Here is a 12258-nt window from a genome sequence, read left to right on the forward strand (position 1 = left end):
AGGCGTTGCCCAAAGGGTTCTGCCTAGGGGCGATTTACTCTTTGTTGCCTACATGGATGTAGGTAAGGGGCGTGAGCAGGACGCGGAAGCTTTGCTCGGTTTTTACTTATTCTTACATGGATGTAAGCCAGTAGAATAACGCAGGAGCAGTTATCGAGCCCACTAGGTTACAAACCTCGCGCCGCGATTAAACCGCCCTTAGTTTGAACAAATTTCAATCCGCAAAGGTCAACAGACCCTAAGCTACTAAAAGCAGATCACGATTTAACTAGCTAGTTAAAATGCAGATCAGGTTTTAACTAACAAGGTTAAAAACAGCCACTATCTCCATTGTTAAGGGTCGATTTGCTTTTATAATCCTTAATTTGGTCACTTAAACGCTTAATTTAAAGATTTTTAACCGGGGTTTGGAAAGTAATAAACCGATTTTTTACTAACTGTTGCTGCTTATAAAACATTTTTTTACTAACTGAGGGCTTATAAACAGTGACTCAAACCGAATTTTTACTAACTCAAAGGAGCTGAGTTAGTATAAACCGAATTTTTACCAACTCAGTTTTAAGCTAAGTCCGATATTTAGCTTAAGTATGTAAGGGGTTACTCACATTATTGCTGTAAAGGGGGTTTACACTTGTGAGCTTCGAGCTTCGAGCTTCGAGCTTCGAGCTTCGAGCAACGAGCTTATATAGCTCGTCACTCATAACTCTACGTTTTACTTCGAATGCTTATCAAACCACCACTGAATGTAAGCCACTTTAGTCATTAAATTTGATGGACGAGCAGTTATACCATGTGAAGCGTTTGGAATGCGCACCATGGCGGTATCAACCCCTTGTAATTTTAACGCTTGATAAAACTGCTCTGTTTCTGAAATTGGCGTACGGTAGTCTGCTTCACCAGTCAGTAGCATGGTTGGGGTTTTAACATTGCCAACATAACTGATTGGTGAGCGCTTCATGTAATGCTCAATATGGTCCCAAGGTTTGCCCGGAAACCAATAATCGGCAAAAAATGGATAGAAGTCGGCAGTTAGTACAAAGCTGATCCAATTAATCACAGGCTTAGCAACAACAGCTGCAGCAAAGCGATCTGTGTGGCCTACAATCCATGCGGTTAATACACCACCGCCAGAGCCACCGGTAACGAACAATTTAGACTCATCAATAAAACCTTTATCAATTAGCGCGTCAACACCTGTCATTAAATCATCGTAATCGTTGCTTGGATAATTATGGTGAATAGTTTGCGCAAACTCTTTACCGTACGAGTCACTGCCTCGCGGATTCATGTATAAAACGACATTTCCTTTAGCGGCAAATAGTTGTACTTCGGCACTAAAGTGAGGGCCATAGTTAGCAACAGGGCCACCGTGAATTTCAAGCACCAGTGGGTATTTTTTTGATGTATCAAAACCCGGCGGGTAAGCAACCCAGCCTTGTATTGGTAACTCATCATGGCTTGATTTTAACCATAACTCTTCAACCTTGGCGAGCTGTTTAGTTTGTAGTGCATCTGAGTTTAAATCGGTTAAACGCTTTACTGTACCTCTCTTTATTGTAGCTACATCAGCAGGGCGCTGGGTATCAGCCAGTGTAAACGCAATGTCACCATTTTCACTAATATCAAAATCACCACCAGAATAAGGGCGACCAAACGCCACGCTACCTATTTGTTCAGTAATCACCTTTCGTTTACCACTTCGAGGTTGATAAGCGAGTGCGGTTTGGCCTTCATTGGCATAGCTAAAATAGAGGCCTTTTGAATTTGCGCTCCATTGTATTTGGCCAACGCTGCGATCGAAATCGCTAGTCAGACTTTGGGTATCACCGGTTTTTAAATCACGAATATAAAGCTGAGTATTTTCATAGTTAGTGCGCTTGTCATCGTAGCCAGTATAAGCAAGGTACTGACCGTTAGGTGAGACCTGAGGTTGTTGATCTGGCCCATTTCGGTCGGTCAGTGCGATGATCTCTAACGTGTTTAAATTAAGCTGGTACACTTCACTATTGGTTGGCTTGAGTGCATGTTCAGCGTGTCTATTGGCTGAGAAATAAAGTAATTCGCCGTTTTTACTAAAGCTTACACCGCCATTATAATCAAAGTTATCGTTAGTGAGTTGTTGTGCATTGCCGCCATTCGCATTAAGAGTAAATAGCTGATTAAATCCTTTTTGACTATAGCCTCTGCCATCTGCACGGTAGTAAACATCGTCAATAAATTTAGCCGGCTCTGCCCAGCTAGCGCCTTTAGGTTTACCTGGTAAACTGACAGGGGGTGAGCTTATTTCAGGAACAAACATACTAAACACCAGTTGTTTAGAATTAGGTGACCAGGTGATTGAGCGAGGTACATTAGTAAGATTACTAATTTTTGCCACAGCACCCGTTTTAAGCCACTTCATGTATATTTGATTACTGCCATCTCTGTTAGAGATAAACGCAAGGCGCTGTCCATCGGGTGACAACACAGGCGAGTAGTCCATAAATACACCTGATGTTAAGGGCTGTAGTTGTTCTGTATTGTAATCAACAGACCAAATATTACCGACTTTGCGATCGGTTTTAATATCCATGCGGTTGCGGACAAAATACACTGTTTTACCGTCGTTAGTAATATCTATTTGGTTGGCATATTCTAGGTTGAATATATCTTGAAGTTGCAATGTATCGGTATTGGCAACGGCCAAGTGGCTGCTACCTAGTATAAGGCTCATAGCTAAAAGCGTTTTCATTGTTTATCCCTGTTTTAAATCACTAATCTATTTATAGGGTAGTGGAGGGATAATTTATAGTCAGATGCGACGAAGCTCGCATTTAAAACTACCAATGAATGCAGGTGGTAAAAGAAAACAAAAGCTGTAAAGGGGGTTTACAGCTTAATCTGTATTTTTTACTTTAGTTATTGGTTGAACAAAGCGCTTTTATCTCTTCAATAATTGCAATGCCTAGGGGATTATCGCCATGCACACAAATGCTGTCAGCAACCAGTTTCAACGATTTTCCAGATTGAGTAGTCACACTGTTACTGGCTAAAAGCTGTTTAACCTGAGCTAATAATGCGTCTTTATTATGCACACTACCGGCTATACTTCGTGGTACTAATTGCCCTTGGTCTGTGTACTGCCTGTCTGCGAACGCCTCTAATATCAGTGTGAGCCCAAGGTGGCGTGCCATTGTTTTGTGTAGCTTAGCATCGGCTGTGGCGAGTATCATTAGCTTTAAGTTAGCGGGGTAACTGGCAACCGCACCCATAACAGTGGTGAGTAGCTGCTGGTTTTTCATCATGTCGTTATAAAGCGCACCATGGGGTTTTACATAGCTAAGGGTTAGCCCTTGTACTTTTGCCATGCCATCAAGGGCGGCTATTTGATAGTGCAAACATTGAGTGAGCTCAGCCACGCTCATGCTCATTGAACGCCTACCAAATCCTTGCTTATCGGGATAGCTTGGGTGAGCGCCAATCATAACATTATGTTGTTTAGCCAGCTTTAGGGTATGCGCCATTACACTTGAATCACCTGCATGAAAGCCACAAGCAATATTTGCCATATCAATATGGGGCATAACATCGTTATCAAGGCCCATTTGCCATGCGCCAAAGCTCTCGCCTAAATCACAATTAAGTTTCATATTAATGACTCATCGATTGTTTAATAGTGACCGGTAATTGGCCTTTGGCTGGAGCTTGGCCTAATAATACTTTCGCCAGTGCAGTAAAAGCAGGCCCAGATACCAGCTCGTTTTTGTCTACATCAATATTGTAGGCGTAGGAAGCAAGTACTGCATCAGCATAGTTACCAAATTGTGCAATGTCATACGGTGCTCGCAAACTAATAAATACAGTTGGAGTGTGTTTTTGTTTAGCCATTTTTAGTAATGACTCAAGCGCTTTCGGTTGCTCTGCGTTATTTAAGGCAAAGTTTGGGTTATCGGCTAAGTCATCCATACCGCCAATTTCCACTGCACTTTGATTCGGCGTTGCATTGCCAGCAATAACAATACTTGCTTGGTTTATGTTGCGCTGCGCTTCACTTGGGTCAAAGCCCTGTAAGCTGCTGCAACTAAAACTGAGTGGTTGTGAACTTAACGCACTAATTGCTTGTTGCATTGCCATGCACTTGCGGGTGTCGGGCATAATAATATGAATATGCTGATCAGCGCCAAGTTTAAGCGGCAGCGTATTATTGTTATTTTTTATTTGGGTAATTGCCGCTAATGCCAGTGATGCTTCCAATTCGCGATGTGCTTTATTACCAATAATGTGTTTGGCATTGGCCAATGCATTAATGGGGTTAGGTAAAGCGTTTAATTTAAATTGATGTTTAAGTGAGGTAATTCGCTGCGTCGAATGAGCAATTTCGTCTGCGTCTAGTTGCTCTGTTTTAACAGCACTGACTAAAGAGTTAATGAGCGCATCAAGTTTATTTATATCCTCAGGCGTTCTAATTTCTATTGGCATCAGCGCAATATCAACCCCAGCTGCAAAGGTGTTTATAATCGCTTGAGTTGGGCTAAAAAAATGGCTAATACCGGCCATATCAAGTGCATCGGTTACCACTACGCCTTGATAGTTCAGCTCATCGCGAAGGATATCGGTCATGATTTTACGTGACATGGTCGCGGGTTTAATCATTTGCTTACCGTCTACATTGGTTAATGTACTGCTATCAAGCTCAGGGTATTGAATATGCGCGGTCATTATCATCCCAGGACTATGCTGCTCAATAATCTGTTTAAACGGCGCTAAATCTTGAGCGTAAATGACTTCTTTTGAATGCATCACTTTAGGTAAGCCGGTATGGCTATCTACATTGGTATCGCCATGTCCTGGAAAGTGTTTTATAGCGCTAATTATACCGTTTTTTTCAAACTCAATAACTTGTGCTGCACCCATTGCCGCAACTTCATCGGGGGTTTCACTAAAAGAGCGTACATTAATAACCGGATTGTCAGGGTTCATGTTTACATCAACCGTTGGCGCATAATTTACATTAATACCAAGCACCGAGAGTTCAGTGGCCAGTATATTTGCCGTTTGGGTTGCGAAATAAGTACCGTGCTCAGGATAAGTTGCGCCAATTGACATATTACCGGTGAATGAGGTGGCCACATCACGAGGTAAACGAGCTACGCGTCCGCCTTCTTGGTCAATAGAAATAAACAGTGGTAGGCCTGACTTAGATTTAGATGCAGCTTGTTGTAGCTGCTGATTAAGGTTAATTATTTGTTCTATGTTTTGGGTGTTTTCAGAAAATAAAATCACCCCGCCAATATCATAACGACTTATTGCTTTTGCTAATTCATCGGGCAATTCGGTTAATGGCGTTCTGCAGCGTTGGCTACTGCCTTGCTGACAAAAATAGCGTAAATCGAGCATAAGCTTTTGCCCTAGTTGCTGCTTAAGTGACAGCGCAGAATCGGCAAAAGAAGATTTTATTGGCATGAAACATCCGATTAAAAAAAGAGAAGACGATAACAAGTACTTATTTAGCAACACACACCTCAAGGCTAAATAAAAATAAAGTACACGCAGCTTAACTATTATTGAGCTTAACTGCAAAACCCAGCAAATATAAATCGTATGATTTAATCATCCTTAAAATAACAAAAATTAGGTCACATAGTGCGATTTATGTATTATATTAATGATGTATGCAGTGCATAGCAGTCGTTTTTATTTGCTTAGGATGATATTAAGTTGCGTTTTCGATCACCATTTACTTTTAAACTTAGGCAATTAATTCTTTTGTTAGCTATGCCCGCTGCAGCTGCTATTTTGTTTAGTGGTTTATATATTAGTTATCAAGTCCAAAAAGAACGGGTAATAGAAGATACCCTGCAAAGTAATCATGTATTTGCCAGTAAGTTAGCCTCAGCAACTGAGCACTTTTTAACAGCAGCGATGCAGCAACTTGAGTTTTCAGCCAAAATTATTGCCGATGATATTACCAACACTGAGTTACTTCAATCTGAAACCGATCGGCTTTTAAATCAGACGCATAGCTTTAATTCGGTGGCAATTAACATGCAAGGTGTTGTTAAAGCAGCCTCACCTGTGTCTTTAAATATTATTAATAAAACGGTTAATTCAGTCCATTCTAAGCTGGCTCTTAAATCGCAGCAGCCGCAGGTTAGTCTGCCTTATATTTCGCTTGCGAATAATTTAATTATTGTCGTTTCTTATCCACTGTTTGATTCGGTAGGGAATTATTATGGTTATATTGGCGGTAGCTTCTATTTAGAGCAGCAGAGTATTTTAAATGCTTTGTTAAAACAACATAGTTACGATGGCGGAGCGTACTTTTATGTGGTTGCTGATAATAAAACCTTACTTTATCACCCTGATTCTAAGCGCATTGGCGAGCAAGTATTTAATAACCCAGTTATAGAGCGAGTTTTGCAAGGTGAAGATGGATTCACTCGGGTTATAAATAGCCAGGGAGTGGCTATGCTGGCCGGGTTTTCCCACGTAGGACTTGCTAATTGGGGGATTGTTGCCCAGCGAAGTGAAGCGGCAACCCTTGCTACGCTTGATACTTTTCAAGGGCAGGTGCTTAAGCGAATGTTACCCATAGTAATCATTACTTTTTTATTAATTGCTATGTTAGCTCACTATATTGCTAAGCCGTTAAGATTATTAGCCGATAGCGCTAATTTATCGACCGATAAGAAAAACGTGGATCATCTTAAAAGTATTAAGTCTTGGTACTTCGAAAGTAACCAGCTTAAACACGCGATGTTAGAAGGCATTCATGTTTTGCAATCGCAAATGGGACAATTACGTCAAGATGCACTTACCGATCCGCTAACCGGCGCGCATAACCGGCGGGGTTTAAACATATTGCTTGAAAATTTGATGGATAAGCAGATCCCGTTTGCAGTGCTTGAAATTGATATCGACTTCTTTAAACGGGTTAATGATACCTTTGGCCATGATACGGGTGATGAAGTATTAAAAACCCTTACTCGTATTATACAATCGTTATCGCGCAAGCATGATATTGTGTCACGCACTGGTGGAGAAGAGTTTTTACTGGTATTACCTAACGAAAATAGTGATAGTGCGTTTGTTATCGCTGAGCGTTTACGTAACCAAGTAGCCACCACATCAATGGCAAAAGTAGGCTACATAAATGCATCTATTGGTATCGCTACTTGGCCACAGCATAGCGATGATATCGATCAAGTATATAAATGCGCTGACAAAGCGCTCTATCACGCGAAGGAAACGGGCCGTAATAAAACCGTGATAGCCAATTTTTAAAAAAATTAACTTACCTTAAGTTTTATTTAAGTTTCGCCAATTAAATTCTATCTATAGATTTAATACAGGCGATGCTTTTATGCAACTAGCTCAACATCATTCACCCGCTGTGCGGTTTCAACAGCCTTTTCATTTTTTTACTGCTACGCAAAATGATGAGCACCGCCAGCGCCTTGAAAACACCGTTAAACAAGGGTTTTTAACGGCGTACAATGCTCACCTTACTTCATTTATGCCGTTACTATGCCAGTACCAAACTGTGCAAGGTCAGTGCACTTTAGGTTTAAGAAGTGCAACCTCTGCTTTATTTATTGAGCAATATTTAGCTGCGGCCATTGAACAATTTTTACCACCAGGCACACCGCGAAATACGGTGTTTGAGCTAGGTAACCTTTGCTCAACACATCGTAAAGCCACGTTATCTCACTTTATTATTGTAAATGAAGCTTTGCGCGGCTTTGGCGCGAGCTACTTAGTGTTTTGCGCTACCAAAAAAGTACGCGCCTTACTGCGCCTACTAGGTGTTACCTGCAACGAAATTGCACTGGCTAATAGCACTGTAGTTGATCAGCCAAAGAGCTGGGGTAGCTATTATGAGAATCAGCCTACGGTGTGCATTGTTAATTTAGCGCAGGCACATCAGCAAGTGCTAAACACACCCATGCTGTTAAATATTAAACAACAAAACACACAACAAGTTAATGCATTGATGACTGCGTTGGAGCGCTTATGAGCCTATTAAATAATATTAATAAGGTAGCGAATGAACCCGTGGTTGTTAGCTACTTAGCCAATCAGGTACTGCCTATAAGCGCTTTGGAGTTACAACAAGAAACCAATAAGCTGACAGCTATTTTTACCGCTTTAGACTCTGGTGCAATGGCCTTTCAGCTTGATAATACACCCGCTTGGCTGGTTGTGGATGCCGCAACCAGCGCTGCCAACAAGGTTGCGGTGCCTATTGCCCATTTTTTTAGTCAGCAGCAAACACAGTATGTGTTAGCTCAATGCGGTGCGCAGTTTTTTATTAGTGATATGCCTCGTCATTCGCTAGGTAAGCATTCGCTGTCAGTAACATTATTTGAGCATTATACCCTTTATATTTATCAGCTCGATGCGATTGAGCCTGTGGACTATTTTACTGGCACTCAAAAAATCACATTTACTTCAGGTTCTACTGGCGAGCCAAAAGGGGTGTGTTTATCAACACAAAGCCAGATGCAGGTAGCTCAGTCATTATGTGAGCAAATAAATATAAGTAAACCAACTCACTTATGTTTACTGCCACTACCTGTATTGCTAGAAAATATTGCAGGTATTTATGCGCCTTTGTTAAGTGGCGGTTGTGTACATTTAATGCCATTAAACGAATTAGGTTTTGTTGGCTCAGGGATAAAAAACCCTAACAAACTCATTAGCGCAATCGATAGTGTAAAACCTAACACCCTTATTTTAGTGCCTGAGTTATTAACGTGTTTAATTGCCTTTGCAAAACAAGGCTGGCAACCACCAAAGTCACTTAAGTTTATTGCTGTTGGCGGGGCGCGGGTTAGTGAGTCTTTAATTTTAACTGCACGAGAATATAACCTACCGGTTTATCAAGGTTATGGTCTGTCTGAGGCGGCCTCAGTAGTGAGTTTAAACACCCCAAATTATGACGATGTAAATAGTGCTGGTGAAGTACTAGGGCACGTTGAAACGAAAGTTGAAAATGGTGAGTTATTTATTAAAGGATCGTTATTTTTAGGGTATTTAAATCAAGCGCCGCATAACCCAAATACCTGGTACGCCACTGGCGACTTAGTATCTAAGCGTAATAATAAGCTGTACATAAAAGGGCGAGTAAAAAATCTGATCATCACCAGTATGGGGCGTAATGTTAGCGCTGAATGGCCTGAATCATTAATTTTAAGCCAAAGTGCGATACAGCAAGCGATGGTGTTTGGTGAAAGCCAGCCATTTTTAAGCGCGCTTATTTATGCGGCTCCCAAGTTTAGTGATGCGCAATTAACAGCACATTTAAAAACAGTAAACCAGCAACTTCCTGACTACGCACAGATTAAAAAGTGGCATCGTTTGGCCCAACCTTTAAACGAGCAGCAAGGGTTATTAACCGCTAATAATCGCCCTAAACGAGCGGCAATTAGCCAGCACTACAGCCCTATTTTTGAACAGTTTTACCGACTTGGAGAAGTGATCCATGAGTGATTTTTTTAATACATTAAAAGCACAAACTCAAAACGAGCGTGAGTACTTATTAGCTGCGCCAATTATACAGCGTGTATTTAACGGACAAGCCACGCTTGAAGAGTACGCCTCGTTTTTAGCGCAGGCTTATCATCATGTAAAACACACTGTTCCTTTAATGATGTCACTTGGCGCACGTTTAACTGATGAGCAAGAATGGTTACGTGAAGCGGTAGCTGAATATATTGAAGAAGAAATTGGTCATCAAGAGTGGGTGCTAAACGACATTGCAGCCTGTGGGTTTGATAAAGAAAGTGTGCGTCATAGTCAGCCACAATTCGCCACTGAAATGATGGTGTCGTATGCCTACGATAGTATTGCACGTAAAAATCCGCTTAGCTTTTTTGGCATGGTTCACGTATTAGAGGGGACCTCAATTGCGCTAGCCGACGGTGCCGCATCAAACATAGCGAATGCAATAGGGCTTCCTAAAAAAGCGTTTAGCTATTTAACCTCTCACGGCGCGCTTGATATAGAGCATGTTAAGTTTTTTGAAAACTTAATGAATCAAATTACCGACGAGGCGGATCAGCAGGCTATTTTACATGGCGCAAAATGTTTTTACCGTTTGTACGGCGATATTTTTCGCGCTTTAGACGACGAGCCGTTTTTTAAAGCATCAGCACAAGAGCAACACGCATGAATACCGGCTTATGTGTATTAACTGGTGCGACAGGTGGAATTGGTCAAGCCATTGCCAAAACACTACACGGCCAAGGTTGGCAACTACTCTTGGTGGGGCGAAATAGTGATGCCCTCAATACGCTAAGTAGCCAATGTCCCGGTAGTATGGTTTTTGTGGGGGATTTAAAGGTTGCCGAAAACATGTTGGCACTCGCCATTAAAGCCAAAAAATTAGGGGGCGCTAAGTTGCTCATAAACAATGCAGGTATTAATGTAATGCAAAGCTTAAGTGCATCGAGTAGTGAGCAAATTGATAATCTACTGAGCACTAATTTAGCCGTCCCTATGAAATTATGTCAGCTGTTTTTAGCGCAGTTGCATGCGAATAAAGGCTCCATAGTTAATGTTGGGTCGTCATTTGGCAGTATAGGTTACCCATATCAAACACTTTACTGTGCTAGTAAGTTCGGTTTACGTGGTTTTAGCGAAGCGCTATCACGAGAGCTTTCAGATACACCCGTTAAAGTTAGTTATTTAGCACCAAGAGCAACCGATACAGATATTAATGATGCACAAACACGAGCAATGAATAAGGCGCTTGGTAATCAAATGGACTCCCCGCAGACGGTGGCTGATGAGTTAGTTGCGTTATTAAACTCAAATAAAACCAGACGATTTATTGGTTTTCCTGAGAAGCTTTTTGTACGTATCAATGGTGTTTTTCCACGTATTGTGGATAACGCAATTGCTAAACAGCTCCCTAAAATAAAACAGTTTTTAGGTTAATAGAGGATTTATTATGAAAAAATTTACTTTAGTAGCTTATTTAAGCATTGTTAGTGTGTTTTCATCGCCGGTATTTGCAGACGAACAAAGCGATTTACTCGCTATTCAACAGCAGTGGGCGGTTGCTAATTATGAGCTTAAAGATGATGCACAAATCAAAGCCTTTACTCAACTAAGTGAGCAAAGTGCTCAATTTATTGAAAGCTACCCTGATTCAGCAAATAGCTATACGTGGAACGGCATTGTACTGGCCAGTTTTGCTGGCGCAAAGGGCGGGTTAGGGGCGCTGGGCTATGCTAAAGATGCAAAAGCGTCATTAGAGCAAGCCCTTAAAATAGACGACAGTGCTTTAGGTGGCTCAGCGTATGCAAGCCTTGCAACCTTATACAGTAAGGTGCCCGGTTGGCCTATTGGTTTTGGTGATGATGACACCGCCGACAAGTTTTTTAAGCAAGCGCTCACTTTTAACAAAAAAGGCATTGATACTAACTACTTGTATGGTGAGTTTTTATATGACGAACGTGAATATGAGCAAGCTAAAGCCCATTTGTTAGTTGCGCAAGCAGCAGGTATTCGTGATACTCGTGCTAAAGCTGATAAATATCGTCAACAAGCAATTAGCTCTTTATTAGCTAAAGTAGATAAAAAACTACAGAGATAACAAAATAAACAATGCATTTATTATTAGTTGAAGATGATCATCTTGTGGCGCAAGGGCTTTGCCGCTCATTGCGCCAAGAAGGCTACAGTGTAGAGCATAGCGCAACGGTTAAGCATGCATTGCAATGCTTAGGCAGTGGTGAAATAGAGTTGGTTATACTTGACCTAGGTTTACCCGATGGTGATGGTTCACAAATTCTAAAGCACATAAAAGCGCAAAAAAAGTGATTCCGGTGGTTATACTAACTGCACGAAGTAGCATAGATGACAAGGTGCAAGGGCTTGATATGGGCGCTGATGATTATTTAGCTAAGCCATTTGAACCAGCCGAATTATTTGCTCGTTTGCGCGTAGCGAGCCGACGAGTAAATCAAGCTCAGTCGAGTTTATTACAGTGTGGTGAAGTGACTATGGACACGTCAGCGCATAGTGTCACACTCAGCAATGAGCTGCTTTCTCTGCCACGAAAAGAATACATGCTGCTAAAGGCACTATTGGAAAACCAAGGTCGCGTGCAATCTAAACAGCAGTTAGAAAACAAGCTGTATCAGTGGGGTGAAGAGGTTGGCTCTAACACCATTGAAGTGCATATTCATCACCTACGAAAAAAATTCCCCAGCGATTTTATTAAAACTCTCCGTGGTATTGGTTATGTCATAGGAAAGAGATAGTTCACGT

At 41.4% G+C, this 12258-nt stretch carries 9 protein-coding genes and 1 pseudogene; 7 read left to right on the forward strand and 3 right to left on the reverse strand.

Annotated features, from left to right (window positions below; translation table 11 throughout):
• Positions 1-712 precede the first annotated feature (712 nt).
• The 3 genes from AC0L7Q_RS17785 to AC0L7Q_RS17795 all read right to left on the reverse strand — a co-directional run bounded on the left by AC0L7Q_RS17785 (position 713) and on the right by AC0L7Q_RS17795 (position 5442).
• The gene (locus AC0L7Q_RS17785; RefSeq protein ID WP_413403432.1) at positions 713-2731 is read right to left on the reverse strand and encodes a S9 family peptidase; all 2019 of its coding nucleotides are present in this window, start codon (positions 2729-2731) and stop codon (positions 713-715) included.
• A 163-nt stretch (positions 2732-2894) separates the two neighbouring features.
• Entirely contained in the window at positions 2895-3629 is a 735-nt protein-coding gene (locus AC0L7Q_RS17790; protein ID WP_413403434.1) for a 5-oxoprolinase subunit PxpA, read from the reverse strand.
• Between the two features lies 1 nt (position 3630).
• The gene (locus AC0L7Q_RS17795; RefSeq protein WP_413403436.1) at positions 3631-5442 is read right to left on the reverse strand and encodes a glycoside hydrolase family 3 N-terminal domain-containing protein; all 1812 of its coding nucleotides are present in this window, start codon (positions 5440-5442) and stop codon (positions 3631-3633) included.
• A gap of 312 nt (positions 5443-5754) precedes the next feature.
• Here AC0L7Q_RS17795 and AC0L7Q_RS17800 point away from each other — a divergent pair, with 312 nt between their 5' ends.
• The 7 genes and pseudogenes from AC0L7Q_RS17800 (at position 5755) to AC0L7Q_RS17830 (ending at position 12251) form a co-directional block, all read left to right on the forward strand.
• Positions 5755-7263 (forward strand): sensor domain-containing diguanylate cyclase, encoded by a 1509-nt coding sequence (locus tag AC0L7Q_RS17800; protein ID WP_418157368.1) that lies wholly within the window; start codon positions 5755-5757, stop codon positions 7261-7263.
• Between the two features lie 79 nt (positions 7264-7342).
• The gene (locus tag AC0L7Q_RS17805; RefSeq protein WP_409426066.1) at positions 7343-7996 is read left to right on the forward strand and encodes a thermostable hemolysin; all 654 of its coding nucleotides are present in this window, start codon (positions 7343-7345) and stop codon (positions 7994-7996) included.
• A complete protein-coding gene (locus tag AC0L7Q_RS17810; RefSeq protein WP_409426067.1) occupies positions 7993-9471 on the forward strand; it encodes an AMP-binding protein in 1479 nt (492 codons plus the stop codon). The genes AC0L7Q_RS17805 and AC0L7Q_RS17810 overlap by 4 nt, the downstream gene beginning before the upstream one ends.
• Complete coding sequence (locus tag AC0L7Q_RS17815; protein WP_203987739.1) at positions 9464-10153, forward strand: TenA family transcriptional regulator; 690 nt, start codon at positions 9464-9466, stop codon at positions 10151-10153. Before AC0L7Q_RS17810 ends, AC0L7Q_RS17815 begins: the two co-directional genes overlap by 8 nt.
• A complete protein-coding gene (locus AC0L7Q_RS17820) occupies positions 10150-10920 on the forward strand; it encodes an SDR family oxidoreductase (RefSeq protein WP_409426068.1) in 771 nt (256 codons plus the stop codon). The genes AC0L7Q_RS17815 and AC0L7Q_RS17820 overlap by 4 nt, the downstream gene beginning before the upstream one ends.
• A 13-nt stretch (positions 10921-10933) precedes the next feature.
• Entirely contained in the window at positions 10934-11581 is a 648-nt protein-coding gene (locus AC0L7Q_RS17825; protein WP_409426069.1) for a hypothetical protein, read from the forward strand.
• Positions 11582-11592: 11 nt separating this feature from the next.
• Positions 11593-12251 (forward strand): annotated as a pseudogene (locus tag AC0L7Q_RS17830) (response regulator).
• The last annotated feature ends 7 nt before the right edge of the window (positions 12252-12258 follow it).

The sequence above is a fragment of the Pseudoalteromonas sp. KJ63-1 genome (assembly GCF_055808145.1).